The 17,081-nt window shown below is 44.9% G+C and carries 13 protein-coding genes; 6 read left to right on the top strand and 7 right to left on the bottom strand.

The window, feature by feature from the left end:
* The first annotated feature begins 1,330 nt into the window (after positions 1-1,330).
* The 3 genes from AB6D06_RS14325 (at position 1,331) to nspC (ending at position 6,871) form a co-directional block, all read left to right on the top strand.
* A complete protein-coding gene (locus AB6D06_RS14325; RefSeq protein ID WP_170791836.1) occupies positions 1,331-4,270 on the top strand; it encodes a pyridoxal phosphate-dependent class III aminotransferase in 2,940 nt (979 codons plus the stop codon).
* A gap of 8 nt (positions 4,271-4,278) precedes the next feature.
* A complete protein-coding gene (locus AB6D06_RS14330; RefSeq protein ID WP_017061002.1) occupies positions 4,279-5,532 on the top strand; it encodes a carboxynorspermidine synthase in 1,254 nt (417 codons plus the stop codon).
* Between the two features lie 199 nt (positions 5,533-5,731).
* On the top strand, positions 5,732-6,871 hold the full coding sequence (nspC, locus tag AB6D06_RS14335; RefSeq protein ID WP_102333645.1) for a carboxynorspermidine decarboxylase: 1,140 nt from the start codon (positions 5,732-5,734) through the stop codon (positions 6,869-6,871).
* 73 nt (positions 6,872-6,944) lie between these two features.
* Here nspC and AB6D06_RS14340 read toward each other — a convergent pair whose 3' ends face one another.
* Entirely contained in the window at positions 6,945-7,457 is a 513-nt protein-coding gene (locus tag AB6D06_RS14340; protein ID WP_017061000.1) for a glycine cleavage system protein R, read from the bottom strand.
* 267 nt (positions 7,458-7,724) lie between these two features.
* Complete coding sequence (locus tag AB6D06_RS14345) at positions 7,725-8,633, bottom strand: DUF3943 domain-containing protein (protein ID WP_017069173.1); 909 nt, start codon at positions 8,631-8,633, stop codon at positions 7,725-7,727.
* A 212-nt stretch (positions 8,634-8,845) separates the two neighbouring features.
* Here AB6D06_RS14345 and AB6D06_RS14350 point away from each other — a divergent pair, with 212 nt between their 5' ends.
* Positions 8,846-10,084, top strand: a complete 1,239-nt coding sequence (locus tag AB6D06_RS14350) for a CinA family nicotinamide mononucleotide deamidase-related protein (RefSeq protein WP_017069172.1) — start codon at positions 8,846-8,848, stop codon at positions 10,082-10,084.
* Positions 10,085-10,258: 174 nt separating this feature from the next.
* Here AB6D06_RS14350 and AB6D06_RS14355 read toward each other — a convergent pair whose 3' ends face one another.
* The 3 genes from AB6D06_RS14355 to AB6D06_RS14365 are packed head-to-tail and all read right to left on the bottom strand — an operon-like array spanning position 10,259 to position 14,176.
* On the bottom strand, positions 10,259-11,104 hold the full coding sequence (locus AB6D06_RS14355; protein WP_017060997.1) for a DmsC/YnfH family molybdoenzyme membrane anchor subunit: 846 nt from the start codon (positions 11,102-11,104) through the stop codon (positions 10,259-10,261).
* A gap of 1 nt (position 11,105) precedes the next feature.
* Entirely contained in the window at positions 11,106-11,726 is a 621-nt protein-coding gene (locus AB6D06_RS14360; protein WP_004733360.1) for a DMSO/selenate family reductase complex B subunit, read from the bottom strand.
* Positions 11,727-11,737: 11 nt separating this feature from the next.
* Positions 11,738-14,176 carry a DmsA/YnfE/YnfF family dimethyl sulfoxide reductase gene (locus AB6D06_RS14365; RefSeq protein WP_017069171.1) on the bottom strand — a complete coding sequence of 813 codons (2,439 nt, stop codon included), beginning with the start codon at positions 14,174-14,176 and terminating at the stop codon, positions 11,738-11,740.
* 198 nt (positions 14,177-14,374) lie between these two features.
* On the opposite strand from AB6D06_RS14365, the gene AB6D06_RS14370 reads away from it, so the two are divergent.
* Both AB6D06_RS14370 and napF read left to right on the top strand, forming a co-directional pair.
* On the top strand, positions 14,375-14,926 hold the full coding sequence (locus AB6D06_RS14370; protein ID WP_372110633.1) for a molecular chaperone TorD family protein: 552 nt from the start codon (positions 14,375-14,377) through the stop codon (positions 14,924-14,926).
* A 14-nt stretch (positions 14,927-14,940) separates the two neighbouring features.
* Positions 14,941-15,456, top strand: a complete 516-nt coding sequence (gene napF, locus AB6D06_RS14375; RefSeq protein WP_065585169.1) for a ferredoxin-type protein NapF — start codon at positions 14,941-14,943, stop codon at positions 15,454-15,456.
* A gap of 171 nt (positions 15,457-15,627) precedes the next feature.
* On the opposite strand, the gene yfaE is transcribed toward napF, so the two are convergent.
* Both yfaE and nrdB read right to left on the bottom strand, forming a co-directional pair.
* Positions 15,628-15,906, bottom strand: a complete 279-nt coding sequence (yfaE, locus tag AB6D06_RS14380) for a class I ribonucleotide reductase maintenance protein YfaE (protein ID WP_010438115.1) — start codon at positions 15,904-15,906, stop codon at positions 15,628-15,630.
* Positions 15,906-17,039, bottom strand: coding sequence for a class Ia ribonucleoside-diphosphate reductase subunit beta (gene nrdB, locus AB6D06_RS14385; RefSeq protein ID WP_017063554.1), 1,134 nt, complete (start codon positions 17,037-17,039; stop codon positions 15,906-15,908). The genes yfaE and nrdB overlap by 1 nt, the downstream gene beginning before the upstream one ends.
* Positions 17,040-17,081 lie beyond the last annotated feature (42 nt).

A 17,081-nucleotide genomic window follows, 5' to 3' on the forward strand; every position in this document is an offset into this window, starting at 1 on the left:
GCAACCTTGCCAAGGTTGAGGTCATCGGTTCGAACCCGATGTATCGCTCCAAATTAAGAAGCCCGAACAGAAATGTTCGGGCTTTTTGGTTTCTGACGTTTAGCTTTTACGTTTAAGAACTCTTCTTGTTCGAATCCGCACTCAACATTCATTTCTATCTCTGTTTCAAATTTTGCAATCAAGTTAGTTTTTAAAAGCGAGATTCCCTATGAACTCGTTCCTCGTGCTAGGGAATGACGGAAAGACGGTATGACCTCAAAGTCTCTCTAGTAACGTTTATAAATCCACGTCGTCATCCTCGGGCGTGAGGAACGAGCGAACCGGGGAGCTCTTGCCGTTTGCTGATTAACTTCAGTTTAATCTATTGCATCAGATAGTTTCTGAATAAAACAATACATCGACATGTTGTAAGGGACTCCCAATGAACTCATTCTTCAGGCTAAGGAATGACGGAAAGGCGCCACAGCCTCAAAGCCATCACTAACACCGCCTGTACACCCACGTCGTCATCCTCGGGTGTGAGGAACGAATGAACCGGGGATCTCTTGCCGCTTGCTGATTAACTTCAGTTTAATCTATTGCATCAGATAGTTTCTTGAATAAAGCAATACAATGACATGTTGTAAGGGGTTCTCTATGAATTCATACCTCGCTCTAGGGAGTGACGCCATGACCTAAAAGCTTCTCTAGCAACGTTTATAACCCCACGTCGTCATCCTCGGGTATGAGGAACGAATGAACCGGGGATCTCTTTCCCAAACGATAGTGTGACGATATTTACAGCAATTGCTTAGCCACCGCTGCTATTTATCAAGCTATTACTAAAAACTATTGATCGTTCATTTCACTTTATGTTACTTTCCCGCGCAATCTCGGAATGAAAATGTTCAAGAAGAGCAACGATTGCTTCTGGGGGATACGCGTAGTGACCATTCTTGCTGATTGGGACATTACGTAGGGTAGGTATTGGCTAGTCCTTTAGCTGATAGACGGGATACTTATGGCGCAGTTCGTCATGTTAATGGGAAACCCAACATTGAACACACTAATTACAACATTGCTAATCAGCTCTGCATTTCCAAAGGGACCAGCTCCTCATAGCTGCCCGATCCTGCAAAAATGTCCAATTCTTCAAAACAGTAGCATTACTGAACCTTGAGCTCACGCTAACAATTTATCGCTGTCTTAAGACGGCTTAATTTCGTATTCGTCATTTGACTTATGCGAGCGTACAGCTATATCTCATTTCTAGACAATACGTGTACTTCACTATGAACTCTCTCCAAATTTAACGAGAGTTGGTGGGTAATTGCGTCTGATGGAGGTGAGTATGAACACATTCAAGGGGACTTTTATGACTACCGCCTTTGAAGTCGATATCAATACTATCGCAAATTCATTTTCAACTATGGTTCCTATCTTAGAGGGAACGTACGACCTAACACCTGACGCTATTTTGCTAGAGCAAGAACAGCATGAGTCGGATGTTCGCTCTTACCCAAGACGCCTGCCTATTGCTATTAAACGAGCATGTGGCGCTTTAGTTGAAGATACTCGTGGCCAACTCTTTCTCGATTGCTTAGCCGGTGCAGGTACACTTTCTCTGGGTTACAACCACCCTGAGATTAACCAAGCACTTAAAGACCAACTCGATTCTGGTTTGCCATACCAAACACTTGATATCACGACTCAAGCAAAAGAGACGTTTATCAAACGAGTTAAAGCTTTTCTTCCTCAAGACTTTTCAAATAACTCGGTTCTTCAATTCTGTGGCCCATCTGGCGCTGACGCTGTGGAAGCGGCGATCAAGCTCGCCAAGCAAACCACAGGTCGCAACACCATGTTTGCTTTCCGTGGTGCTTACCATGGTATGACGAACGGCACCATGGGTATGATGGGTAACCTCGGCACTAAAGAGCGTCGTAGCGGCTTGATGTCTGATGTGCACTTCATGCCTTTCCCATACAACCTACGCTGCCCGTTTGGTATTGGTGGTGAAGCGGGTGCTAACGCGAGCATTCGTTACATCGAACGTATGTTGAATGATGACGAGTCTGGCATCATGAAACCGGCGGCGATGATCGTTGAGCCTGTGCAAGGTGAGGGCGGTGTGATTCCTGCTCCAGCATCTTGGTTACAAGGCCTACGTCGCATCTGTGATGAGCACGGCATCCTACTGATTTTTGATGAGATTCAGTGTGGTGTGGGCAAAACTGGCCATCGATTTGCGTTTGAAGAGTCTGGTGTTAATCCAGATATCTTATGTTTATCTAAAGCGATTGGTGGCGGACTGCCTATGTCGCTGCTTGTGTTCGATAAGAGCATTGATACATGGAAAGCGGGTGAGCACACCGGTACATTCCGTGGTAACCAATTAGCAATGGTCTCTGGCGCTAAGGCGTTGGAGATCATCGAACGAGATGGCTTAGTTGAGCACGCGAACATCGCAGGCCAATATTTACGTCACGGGCTTGAGAAGATTCAATCACGCGTTAGCTGTATTGCTGAAGTTCGTGGTAAAGGCCTGATGCTCGGTGCTGAGATCAAACAACCAAATGGTGAGCTTAACAAGTTTGGCGAACCACAATCAGACGGCGAACTAACCCTAGCGATTCAACGAGCAGCGTTAGAGCGTGGCTTGATGGTTGAAAAGGGTGGTCGTGATGGCTCGGTAATTCGTTTCCTTCCGCCAATGATTATCTCTTTTGAGCAGATTGACTTTGCACTCCGCGTAATGGAAGAAGCGATCATCGCAGCTGGTGGTGGCTTACAACAAGACCCAGCTTCAAGCGAACAAGCAAACCAAGAATGGAACAAGCATTTCATCCATACAGGTTTAGGCGGTAGCGACGAATTTGCTAACGTGATGAACCAAACCACTCAAGCGATGAAAGCGGTTTTTGAACAGGTTGAAACCCCTTATTCGGGTTTAGATCCAAAAGTGCTAGAAGCAGCTATCAATGCTGTCGACCTTGATAACAATCAACACGCTTTGGTTGATGTTGTAGATAGTACTGCAGACCTTGTCGCTGCAAACTCCATCTTCGTGCAACACCCAGATTGCATTGCACACCTTCACACTCCTCCTCTTATGGCTTCGGTAGCAGCGGAATCGATTATCGCGGCATTGAATCAATCAATGGATTCATGGGACCAAGCATCGGCTGCGACTTATGTTGAGCAGCGCGTCGTGGATTGGATGTGTGACAAATACCAACTTGGCGCACAAGCTGACGGTGTTTTCACTAGCGGTGGCACGCAAAGTAACCTAATGGGTTTATTGCTTGCGAGAGACTGGGTTGCGGATAAGCACAATGGTCACTCAATCCAAAAGCTTGGCTTACCAGAATACGCGAGCAAGCTGCGTATCTTATGTTCAAAGAAATCTCACTTCACGGTTCAAAAGTCAGCCTCTCTACTAGGGCTAGGCGAAGCGGCAGTGTGCTGTGTTGACACCAATGCAAACGGCACTATCAAGCCTGATTTGTTAGATGCAGAAGTGAAAGCGCTTAAAGCACAAGGGTTGATTCCTTTTGCTGTTGTCGGTACGGCGGGTACAACCGATCACGGTGCTATCGACGACCTTGATGCGATTGCAGACCTCGCAAGCCAACAAGGCCTTTGGTTCCATGTCGACAGTGCTTACGGTGGCGCGCTTATCTTGAGTAGCCACAAGGCTCGCTTACAAGGCATTGAAAAAGCGGACTCTGTGAGTGTCGATTTCCACAAATTGTTCTATCAAACAATCAGCTGCGGCGCGGTATTGTTGAAAGACAAAGCGAACTTTAAGTACCTTCTACATCACGCAGATTACCTAAACCGCGAACACGATGAACTGCCAAATCTAGTCGATAAGTCTATTGCGACCACCAAGCGTTTCGATGCATTGAAAGTCTTCATGACGATGCAAAGCGTTGGACCAAAGCAGTTGGGTGATATGTACGACCATCTTCTTGAGCAAACGCTAGAAGTGGCAGACCTGATTCAAAACCAAGCTGACTTAGAGCTACTCGCAGAGCCGTCACTATCAACAGTGCTGTTCCGATCTAAGCCGTCAGCAAACGGCGAGCTAGATTTAGACAAATTGAATCAAACGCTAAGACTGGAAGCGCTGACTCGTGGTGTTGCAGTACTCGGTGAAACGGTCGTGGATGGTAAGAGTGCGCTTAAATTCACTATCTTGAATCCGTGCCTAAAGACATCAGATTTCAAATCTCTAATTAACAAAATTCAAACTCTAGCCACTGAGCTAGCAGAACAACAAGGGTAATTAATACTATGGCTATTCTACAAATTGGTGCAGGCGGCGTTGGTTGGGTTGTTGCACACAAAGCAGCACAAAATAACGAAGTACTGGGTGATATCACAATCGCTTCTCGCACAATCGCGAAGTGTGAAAAAATCATCGAATCTATCAAGGGCAAAAACAACCTTAAAGATTCAACTAAGAAACTAGAAGCACGTTCAGTAGACGCTGATGATGTTGATGCGCTTGTTGCTTTGATTAAAGAAGTTCAGCCGGATCTAGTGATCAACGCTGGTCCTCCTTGGGTAAACATGGCAATCATGGAAGCATGTTACCAATCTAAAGTTTCTTATTTAGATACATCGGTAGCAGTTGACCTATGTTCTGAAGGCCAACAAGTACCACAAGCTTACGATTGGCAGTGGGGCTACCGTGAGAAGTTCGCTGAAGCAGGCATCACAGGTATTCTTGGTGCTGGTTTCGATCCAGGTGTGGTATCAATCTTTGCTGCATACGCGGTTAAGCACTTGTTCGATGAGATTGACTCAATTGATGTAATGGATGTGAATGCTGGTGACCACGGCAAGAAGTTTGCGACAAACTTTGACCCAGAAACCAACATGCTTGAGATCCAAGGCGATTCTTTCTACTGGGAAAATGAAGAGTGGAAACAAGTACCTTGTCACTCTCGTATGCTTGAGTTTGAATTCCCGAACTGTGGTTCTCACAAAGTTTACTCAATGGCGCACGATGAAGTTCGTTCAATGAAAGAGTTCATCCCAGCTAAGCGTATCGAATTTTGGATGGGCTTTGGTGATGCATACTTGAACTACTTCAACTGCATGCGTGATATCGGTCTTCTTAGCCCAGATCCGCTAACACTGCACGATGGTACTGTGGTTCAGCCTCTGCATGTTCTTAAAGCACTACTACCGGATCCAACATCTCTAGCTCCGGGTTACACTGGTTTAACGTGTATCGGTACTTGGGTTCAAGGTAAGAAAGATGGTAAAGAGCGTAGCGTATTCATCTACAATAACGCAGACCACGAAGTGGCTTACGAAGACGTAGAGCACCAAGCGATCTCTTACACAACTGGTGTTCCAGCGATTACCGCTGCACTTCAGTTCTTCCGTGGCGAATGGGCTGATAAAGGCGTGTTCAACATGGAACAGCTAAATCCAGATCCGTTCCTAGCAACTATGCCGGAAATTGGTCTAGATTGGCATGTTCAAGAGCTTGAAGCAGGCCAAGGTCTTCCAGTGATTCATGAGCTGAAAAAATAAGAACTGATTTCTTGTTTTGATTGCTAATTAAAGGGGACATGGATTGTTCCCTTTTCGATGATGATAGCCTTGAAGCTTTGGTATCATTTATTTTGATTTTGTAACTCACTGCGCTCGGACAGGACAAAATCAAAATAAATCACACCAAAATTGTTAATTTACCTTTCCATCTATAGATGCTGCTTGAGTGTTTACAAAAATGACGTTTAAGAAAGAAGAACTAAAAACCCCATATTTCATGATCAACGAAGACAAGTTGATTGCGAACTTAGAAAAAGCCAAGCAACTGAAAGAGATTTCAGGTGTGAAATTGGTACTTGCGCTTAAGTGCTTCTCGACTTGGGGCGTGTTTGACATCATCAAACCGTACCTAGACGGTACTACTAGTTCTGGCCCTTATGAAGTGAAATTAGGTCACGAAACTTTTGGCGGTGAAACTCATGCTTACAGTGTGGGCTACAGTGAAGATGACGTGAGAGAGGTTGCTGACATCTGCGACAAGATGATCTTCAACTCTCAAAGCCAACTTGCTGCTTACCGTCATATTGTTGAAGGTAAAGCTTCACTGGGTTTACGTTTAAATCCGGGCGTGAGCTACGCAGGGCAAGACTTGGCGAATCCAGCACGTCAATTCTCGCGTTTGGGCGTGCAAGCTGACCACATCAAACCAGAAATTTTCGATGAGATTAATGGTGTGATGTTCCACATGAACTGTGAGAACAAAGACGTCGATGCGTTTATCGGCCTGCTTGATTCAATCTCAGAACAGTTTGGTGAGCACTTAGATAAGTTGGACTGGGTGAGCATGGGCGGAGGTGTGTTCTTCACATGGCCTGGCTATGACATCGAAAAACTCGGTCTTGCGCTGAAAGCCTTCTCTGAAAAGCACGGTGTGCAGATGTATCTTGAGCCGGGTGAAGCGATCATCACTAAAACAACCGACCTAGTTGTGACAGTGGTCGATATTGTTGAGAACGTGAAGAAAACAGCGATTGTGGATTCAGCGACTGAGGCGCACCGCCTTGACACGCTTATCTACAATGAGCCCGCATCAGTATTGGAAGCATCAGAAACAGGCAGCCATGACTACGTGATTGGTTCGTGTTCATGTCTTGCGGGCGATCAGTTCTGCGAAGCGAGCTTTGATGAGCCACTTAAGATTGGTCAAAAGCTGCATCTGTTAGACAGCGCGGGTTACACAATGGTGAAATTGAACTGGTTCAATGGCCTTAAAATGCCTTCAATCTACTGTGAACGTAGCAGTGGTGATGTTCAGAAGCTAAATGAATTCGGCTATGAAGACTTCAAACGCTCATTATCACAATGGTCAGTTAAGTAACTGAATCACAAGTTCAGAGCAATACAAAGAGCAGCTAATGAGCTGCTCTTTTTTGTTCTTTAATTTTGTTTATTTAGCTTTCAATCATCACACGAGTATCTTCACTGAGCGTTTCGAGTTCATTAACTACGTCGTCGATCTGTACTTCGATTGGCAGCTTAACGGCGATTTTTGATGTGAATAGACTTGAGCTAACACCGCCGCCACCAGCGATAAAGACGCGGTGACAATCCATATCGAGAATACTGATTCCTTGTCTATCCAATACATGAGTCACTTCGTTGACGATACCTGCTCGGTCGTTAGAGTCGAGTCTCAAGTGATGGACCGTGTCTTGAACATTGTGTGTATGATCGGAATCGACAAACTGCACGATGAGATCTGGATTGGCGCTGAACGCTTCTTTTACAATCGATTCGTTGATGGCTGGAAGTTGAACCTTTAGTACGCCTGCGACTTGGTCTTCAATAAAGTTCACTTTACTGATGAGCCATTTGCCGTCGTTTTCGTGAGTAACCGCAGCAAGCTGTTTGATTGTTGCTGGTGATGCTTTTCCGATAAAGTTTACGATAAATGTACTGTTCATATCAGCCCCCAAGGTTTCAATTATTCTTTGCTAATTAAATGTTTGATATCACGCGATAAAGTTCTTTAATTTCAGTGTAGAAGGTTACATCGAACAATGTTTGACCTAGGTCAATTTTTGAAACTAAGCTTCGATGCAAAAAAAGAGAATGAAGAGTAGGGCACAAAAAAAGCGGCTAGAGAGCCGCTTTTTAGAAGAGTTGTCACTGTGATTGATGATTCAGCAACTTATACTCAATAACTTATATTGAGTAGCACTAGAGACGAATTAGAACGTTACTTTGAAGTTCATACCAACAAACTGAGAGTCGTATGGTGCGCCAGCATCGTAAGCAAAACGTGCAGCGTCTTGGTTATCCCACCAAGGGTTAGTATTCAGGTTAACTTCTGCATCACCGCCCCATGCGTCACTTACCCAGTAGTGAATGTGTCCAACAGGGTTAAGGAAGAATAGCGACACATCACCCATGGTTTGAGAGCCCATCACTTCGCCACCTGAAGCAATGATATCCTGCTCTGCTTCTAGCATCATTTCACCGACAACCGCACCGAAGAAAGGTGTGATGAAGAGATCTTGCCATGAAGGTACTTCTGCAAACGCTTCTACGCCGTATTCCCAGAAGAACGTCGACATAGTCCAAGAGTATAAGAATGACTCAAACTCGTCGTAACCTGCGTGTCGAGCTGCGGTGTAGTAAACACCACCGAAATATGGGTGCATTACGTAGTTTAGGAAGTGTTCGTCACGGTCCCATGTTGGACCAGCAGAAACGTTATCTTTCCACTTTTTACCTAATGAGCTGATATCACGTTGGTCATCATCCCACTTAGTAATACTTTCAGGGAGCAGAGTCATTAGACCCACTGTCGCGACACTCAAGCCAAGAATGGTGTAGGTTTGACCCATTAGGTAATCCCAATCTTTCTCCTGACTCACCAACATGTGTTTTGGTTGTTGGATTGAGAAGTCGTACTCATCACTCGATTCGCTCAGTGCGTAATTGGTACTAGGCTTGTAGGTGTACAAGTTGTCATTAAAACAGTAATCTTGAGCACATTCATCCGAGTAAGAAAGGTTGATTGGCTGGTCGAAGTCGTATTGGCTTGCAACCGAGTTAACTGACATTAGCATTGAAAATGCGGCAGTAACCTTTGCTAGTAACGGTGATTTGGCCACAAGGGTCTCCATGAGAAAGTTTGGAATTGATCAGGGTCACAATTATCTATTAAATGCCTGATTTAGGGAACTAATAATTTTTATAGCTTTTCCTAAGAAAACCTTAGGTTTAACATTATTAATATTAGTGAAAAGGCGAATTGCTCCAAATTCAACCATAGACCAGTTTGTAAATAATGCAGTGTCTTTTTATGACAACAAGGGATAGAAATATGACGAAAATCGCAATGTTAAGCACAGGTGAAGAAGTTCTTCATGGAGACATTGTAGATACAAACGCAGCTTGGATGTCTGCTGAGTTTTATCAGCATGGTTTTGCGCTTGCTAAGCGCTCAACTGTGGGTGATCAAATGAATGCTCTTGTTGAAGAACTGCTGATGCTGAGCTTTAACTATGATGTGGTTATCGTTAATGGTGGTTTAGGCCCGACAACCGATGATATGAGTGCTGCCGCCGCTGCAGCTGCTTCCGAGCAGAAACTCGTCATGTTCCCTGAATGGCTTGCTCGTATGGAAGAGATGTTCTCTGGACGTGGCATGCCAATGCCAGACAGCAACCTTAAACAAGCTTTGTTACCTGCGAGTTCAGAGATTGTCGATAACCCTGTGGGGACGGCTTGTGGCTTCAAACTGAAAATTAACGATGCGACTTTCTATTTCACGCCGGGTGTACCAAGTGAATTCAAGCGCATGGTGACGTTTGAGATTCTTCCTGACTTGTCGTGTACTTACCCTCAAGTGGTTGCCTCTGAATGCAGTCGACTGTTTACGTTTGGTTTGTCTGAGTCCGGTATCTCTGATGTTTTGGATCAACTAAAGCTGCCAGAAGGTTATGAACTTGGTTATCGCTCTTATCTGCCGTTCATTGAGGTCAAACTGTTTGGTCCTAAGGCAGACTTAGAAACTCGCGTTAAGCTTCTGCAGATGGTTTACAAGCTGCTAGAGAGTAATGTCGTTAGTGTTGATGAGCCGATGATTGACCATATTGGACACATCATGGCGGAAAAAAAGAAGACGTTATCTGTGTCTGAAGTGTCGACCAAAGGTTCACTGTCAGCGTGGCTGCAATTGAATGAGCAGATAGAAGATTGCTTCGGACACTCATGGGTGATGGCTGAGCCAAAAGAGAGCGAACTTGAAAAGAGCGATCCATTAGCCGCGACCTTTGCGCTGGCTGGAGCAACAAGAGATAAGTGCGGAACTGAATTGGCTTTGGTGACTGGTAAGCTGGAAGGCAACACATTCAGCGTTGCATTGTCGACTGAAGCAGGCGAGTGGGGGCAGGTACTTGAGTTTTATCGTCAGTACTCGCGTGAAGACCAACGCAACGTGATTAAGACCGTTGCCGCCGATATGCTGAGAAGGCATTTAGATAACAAACCGATGTTTGGTACTTATTCTTCGGTTAAGCGATTAAAAGACATGTTTATTCCAGCGGCTATCATTAAGTAGCTATGTAAGCTAACGATGTAAGCGAACTCGCTAAGTCTGTATTAAAAACGCTAGAAAAAACGAAATAAAAAGGCCCAACATCTAAATAGGTGTTGGGCCTTTTGTTTATCTAGCCTTCTAGATAACCAAACAAGCAGCGATGTTTACACGCAACTCATGTCTGTAAGAACTCGATTACAAACCGCTTGTCATATGTAGGCTGTAGAACAAACCACGGCCGATTAACTCTGAAGCCAAGAACAATACTAGTGCTAAGCCAAGGTTAACTGGGTTCACTTTTGCTTTGTTCAGCATAGGTAGAATCCAAATCAACAAGCTTGCCATTAGCAGTGCCACTTGAAGAATCACATAGCTACCTAAACCATCGACTAACTCAGACGCTTTTGCCGCTGAAGTTTGGATGTCTCCGATTAGGTTCAGTTTTCCTACTGTCACAAGCAAGCTGATAGCAACAGCGATAACAGCCAACATGGTGATGTTACGGTCAACCGTAAAGCGGCTGTCGTTTGCGAATACAATCACGAACTGAGATAACAGCAAGCCACCCACAACCATCGTCATGATGAAGCTCAGTGGTGTGTAGATGTTGTCCCACGTCGGTACTGTGTTGATCATGTATACGTTGATCATCGCGTACATGAAGATAACACCCAGTACCATCGCGCCAACCATCAGTGCTTTCTGGATAGCAACGCCACCTTTCTTGACTACCGACAGTAACCATTGCAGGCCACCGACAGCGAAGAATGCCGCACCGAAGAACACTTCGTTAGACAACCAAGCCGAACCTAGCTGATTAAAAGCGTTAAACGCGCGCAGTGGAGAGCCAAGGTGCGTTGTCGAGAACATGAAGCCAAGACCCATCAGTACCCATAGGATAAACATTGGAACCTTGTAGCTGTTCAGCTTCTCTTCGTCATGACCAAGTACCAGTGCACGTGCGCCAATCAGTAAGTAACCACCAACCGCAGTTTGCGCCAGCACCGTAAAGAAGATTAAAGACCACTCATGAAAAATCATCTTACACCTCCTTCGGGTTTGCTAGGTGACCGCTGGTATCGCCAGTCGGCTTCGCGTTTTTGTTCAACTTAATCACGATGTTTGGTAGCGTTTCTGTTGAAGATGGCAGTGGAGCCACATCCGCACCAGAGCCGTACTTCTCACGAAGTGTATTGATTTCACCAAACTCCAATGCACGAAGTGGGCAAGACTCAACACAGATAGGCTGTTTGCCTTCAGAAACACGTTGGTAACAACCATCGCATTTCGTCATATGACCTTTCTTAGCATTGTATTGTGGTGCGCCGTAAGGACACGCATTGCTACAGTGCTGACAACCAATACATACGCTCTCATCAACCACAACCAAACCGTCTTCATCACGTTTGTGCATTGCGCCCGAAGGACACACTTTCACACACGCTGGGTTAGTACAGTGGTTACAAGCGATAGATAGGTAGTAAGAAAAGACATCTTTCTGAACCCAGGTATCACCATCTTGAGTGAAGCCACCACCGGCATATTCGTATACGCGACGGTAGTTCGTTTTGATGTCTAGATCGTTATAATCTTTACAAGCAAGCTGACAGGTTTTACAACCCGTGCATTTACTTGAATCAATGTAAAAGCCGTATTGTTTCATTCCAACCTACCTTATGCTTTCTTTAGCGCTTTGATTTGAACTAGGTTTGTATGCTGAGGGTTACCCTTAGCAAGTGGGCTCGGGCGCTGAGTCGTCAGCACGTTGATAGAGCCTGCATGGTCGATCTTCTGACCATCTGGTGCGTACCATGCACCTTCGCCTAGTGCCACAACTCGAGGAAGAATCCTAGGTGTCACTTTCGCTGGAATATGTACTTCGCCACGGTCGTTGAAAATACTCACCATGTCGCCGCTATCAATACCACGTTCTTTTGCATCGATTGGGTTGATCCACAACTCTTGCGGTGCTGCTGCTTTGATTTCTGCAACGTTGCCGTAAGTCGAGTGAGTACGAGCCTTGTAGTGGAAACCGGTTAGCTGAAGTGGGTACTTCTCTGCTAGTGGGTCGTTATGACCTTCGAAAGAGTCCGCGTAAATCGGAAGTGGGTGAATCACTTCGTCTTCTTTCAGCTTCCAAGTCTTCGCGATATCAGCCAGTTGCTCTGAGTAGATCTCGATCTTGCCACTTGGTGTGGTCAGTGGGTTCGCTTCAGGATCTTTACGGAAATCTTCATAAGCGATGTAGTGGTGGTCGTAGCTACGTTTGTAGATACCCAGCTCTTTCATCTCTTCGAAGGTTGGCAGTGTTGGATCGTTCTTACGAGTTTCTGCGTAAAGGTGCTCAATCCATTGCTCTTGAGTACGGCCTTCGGTGAACTCTTTTTCTACGCCCATTCGTTTCGCAAGCTGAGTACACATCTCGTAGATAGATTTTGCTTCAAACTGAGGCTCAATCGCTTTCTGCGCGTAGATGAAGTAAGGCATGTTCGCCGCTTTACCGTCCATACACCAGTCGTCTTGCTCAGACGTTGTTAAGTCTGGCAGGATGATATCGGCGTACTTCGCTGAAGACGTCATATGGTTATCAACCACGACAATCATTTCACACGCACTTTCATCTTGAAGAATCGCGTGAGTCTTGTTGATGTCTGAGTGTTGGTTAATGATGCAGTTACCTGCGTAGTTCCAGATCATCTTGATTGGGTTCTTAAGGCGCTCTGCACCGCGAACACCATCAGTGATGTCGGTCATTTCATGGTGACGGTAAATCGCGTCTGTCCACATGAACATTGAAATAGACGTTTCAACTGGGTTTGGCACAGTAGGGAAGCGCACAAATGGAATGTTGATGTCGCTTTCACGAGCGCCTGTTGAACCGCCTGATACGCCCACAGAACCAGTGAGCAGTGACAGCATCGCGATTGCACGACACGCTAGTTCACCGTTCGCAGTGCGTTGTAAGCCCCAACCTTGGTGAATCGCACATGGTTTCGCTGTGCCCATTTCACGGCCAAGCTTAACGATGGTGTCAACTGGAATCCCCGTGATCTTAGAAGCCCATTCTGGTGTCTTCTCTACGCCATCTTCACCTAAACCTAGGATGTAAGATTTGTAGTCGCTGTTTTTAGGCGCTGATGCAGGAAGGGTCTTCTCATCGTAACCGACACAGTATTTGTCTAGGAACGGTTGGTCGACAAGGTCTTCAGTGATCATCACGTGTGCAAGACCCGCTACCAATGCCGCATCTGTAGAAGGACGAATTGGGATCCATTGATCTTCACGGCCACCGGCAGTATCGGTGTAGCGAGGGTCGATGATGATCGTTCTTGCGTTTGATTTGTTTTTGCTTTCAACGTAGTGGTGGATCTGGCCGCCACCAGACATACGCGTCTCAGCAGGGTTATTACCAAACTGAATATTAAGTTTAGTGTTCTCTAAATCAGAGAAAGAGTTGTTGTTTGCCCAACCGCCGTAGGTGTAGCTCAAGCCTTTCGTGATTTGCGCTGTTGAGTAGTCACCGTAATGGTTTAAGTAACCACCACTTAGGTTCATTAGACGAGCAATCAGCGTTTGAGCTGGTGGCCAAGATTTAGTAACCGTGCCGCCCAGCGTACCTGTACCGTAGTTTAGGTAGATAGTGTCGTTACCGTAGTCTTTGATAAGGCGTTGCATGGTGCCAGCGACTTCATCATAAGCCTCTTCCCAGCTAATACGCTTAAATTTACCTTCACCACGTTTACCCACACGTTTCATTGGGTACTTTAGGCGATCTGGGTTATAAACACGGCGGCGCATCGAGCGACCACGTAGACACGCACGAACTTGGTGATGACCGTATTCGTCAGTGCCTGTGTTGTCTGTTTCTACGTATTTGATTTCACCGTTTTGTACATGCATACGCAGTGGGCAGCGAGAGCCACAGTTTACTGTACATGCACTCCATACGATTTTCTCATCCACATTTTCAGCAACTGCAGCCGCTACTGGTTTGGATTTGAAAGGTAATGCAATACCGCCCGCAAGTGCAGCTGCACTACCTACTGCAGAGGAAGCTTTCATGAAGCCTCTTCGAGTAAGATTCATTACCCCAGATTCTTTCTTATTCGTCATTCTAAGATGCCTTTTACTATTGATAGCTAGCACTTTATAGGTAGTTTGTTCTTTATGTATTTATTTCGAATTATTGATTGATTGGCATCAAATAAGTGTGGAATTTAAAGTTTATGAATTGAATGTATAAAATAGATCAAAGAATGAAATGAGTTAATTAATATAATTATCTTTAAACCTATAACGGTATAAATAATAATGATTATCGATACGCATAAATTGTTGGGTTCGCTATTTTATCAAGCGACAAGTAAAGAACAGTTAATCACCATTGTCGAAGCTTTGGTTGAGAGCGAAGTACTCTCTGAAGAATGCTTGCAGGCATTAAGAAGCGAAGACGAAGATGCGCTCGCAGCAGAGTTCAGCCGCCTGTTTGAAGGCGTTGGAGACATGCCAGCTCCGCCTTGGGGTTCTGTGTACCTAGATAAAGACCGCGTTGTGTTTGGTGCTTCTACGGTTGAGTATCGCCAGTTTTTAGAATTGAATCAGATTGAATTAGACACTGGGTTAAGAGAGCCGGAAGATCAATTTGGTTTAATGTTATTCGCTCATGCGTATTTGTTAGAAAATAATAACATTAATTCAGCTGGTGAATTACTTGAGGGTCACTTATTAACTTGGTCTTCTGTTTATTTAGAAAAACTAAATAAAGCATCAGAGTTATCTTTTTATAAAAAGCTATCGGTTGATGTAATAGATTGGTTTAAGTACTTAATATCTGAATATAATTTAAACGTTGCTACTAAATAGTTATATATCGACTAATGTCTGAACAAATAAATTCAAATAGACGCGGTTTCTTAACTCGACTTTCTAAACCGGTTAAAGCAGCCGCGAATTATGAAGAGATATCACAGCGCTTGCATGCAAGACCGCCAAGAGCGGTCGATGAGGTGCTGTTTGAGCGTCTTTGCGACGGTTGTGGATTGTGTGAACAATCGTGTCCAAATAGCGTTATTGAGATGCTAGAGGGCAGTGCGCTGCTGAATTTGGATTACAACAGTTGTTCTATGTGTAACAAATGCACTGAAGTGTGTCGGACCGGCGCACTTCATCCAACGGCCACGCCTTATATCGACCTCAAGCCGAGCTTTGCGGATAGCTGCAATAATTACATGCAAATGGACTGTTCAGCATGCCAAACGGCGTGTTCAGCTGGTGCAATACACATCGAAGTAGGAGAGTTGCCTACAGTGGACAAAGATAAGTGTAACGGCTGTGGAGAGTGCCGAAGCGCTTGTTATATTGGCTCTGTGACTCTTAACCTGACTCAGCAATAAACGTTTGGCTTTGTATGACACAAGCCAACAGGAAGATTTGGTTGAGTGATAGACGAGTCGGTTTAGATACCTAAAGACATAAATAGAAAAGGGTCCGCATTCCTAAAGGAAGCGGACCCTTTTTGATTCTTATTGACGATATTCGAACAAAGTGACCTAAAGCCAGCTGGCTTATGCGCGTTTTTGCTTGTTTCTATGAATAACGTTACTCAGCGATAGCTCAGTCTTTGCTTTACAGATACAAGGCAATATCTCATTACCTTGCGTGTAAGCCATAGCAAAACCAACGTACTCGACCTCACCAGAATCCAACGTGCAGCGGCAAGCGCCACAGTGACCATCTCGGCAGTTGTATTCTGGCTCTAACCCAGCTTGTTCCATTGTTTCCAACAGAGTGTTTGAAGGGTTAGATTCAATTGAAGTCAGTTTGTTGATTTTGATTGTTGGCATTACAGCTCAAATCCTTCAAAGTCGTCAGCTTTTACTTCGTTGTCGATTTGGCCAACTAGGTAAGAACTGATTTCTGCTTCTTGTGGAGCAACTTGAACGTTATCTGAAGACAACCAAGCGTTGATCCATGGAATTGGGTTCGACGTTGCTGCTGGGTAAGCCGTACCTAGGCCAACAGCCTGCATACGGATGTTGGTAATGTACTCAACGTATTGGCAAAGAATGTCTTTGTTCAGACCAATCATAGAGCCATCTTTGAATAGGTATTCTGCCCACTCTTTCTCTTGCTCAGCCGCTTCTTTGAATAGGTCGAAACACTCTTGCTTACACTCTTCAGCGATCTGCATGAATTCAAAATCATCTTGACCATTGCGTAGCAAGTTGATCATGTGCTGTGTACCAGTAAGGTGAAGGGCTTCATCACGAGCGATTAGCTTGATGATCTTCGCGTTACCTTCCATTAGCTCACGCTCAGCGAATGCAAATGAACATGCGAAACTTACGTAGAAACGAATCGCTTCTAGTGCGTTTACAGACATTAGACATAGGTAAAGTTTCTTCTTCAGGTCGTGAAGTGAAATCTTGACGTCTTCGCCGTTGATGCTGTGGTTGCCTTCACCGTAGCGGTGGTAGTCAGCCGTTAGCTTGATTAGGTCGTCGTAGTAGAAAGCGATGTCTTTAGCACGCTTCAGAATCTCTTCATTTTCAACGATGTCGTCGAATACTACGCCTGGATCATTCACGATGTTACGGATGATGTGCGTGTAAGAACGAGAGTGAATCGTTTCAGAGAAAGACCAAGTTTCAATCCAAGTTTCAACTTCTGGTAGAGATACCAATGGAAGTAGGGCAACGTTAGGGCTGCGGCCTTGGATTGAATCTAGAAGCGTTTGGTACTTCAAGTTAGAGATGAAGATGTGCTTTTCATGCTCAGGAAGCTTGTTGTAGTCGATACGGTCGCTAGACACGTCTACTTCTTCTGGACGCCAGAAGAAAGAAAGCTGCTTCTCGATAAGCTTTTCGAAGATTTCGAATTTTTGTTGGTCGTAACGTGCAACGTTTACCGACTGACCCAAGAACATTGGTTCTTTTAGTTGGTCATTTTTTTGCTGAGAAAAAGTACTGTAAGCCATAAATGCCTCAAATCCTTTAAAGACCCGTAATAAAACGGACCC

The organism is Vibrio sp. 10N.239.311.G01, from assembly GCF_041465805.1.
Lineage (GTDB): Bacteria > Pseudomonadota > Gammaproteobacteria > Enterobacterales > Vibrionaceae > Vibrio > Vibrio crassostreae_C.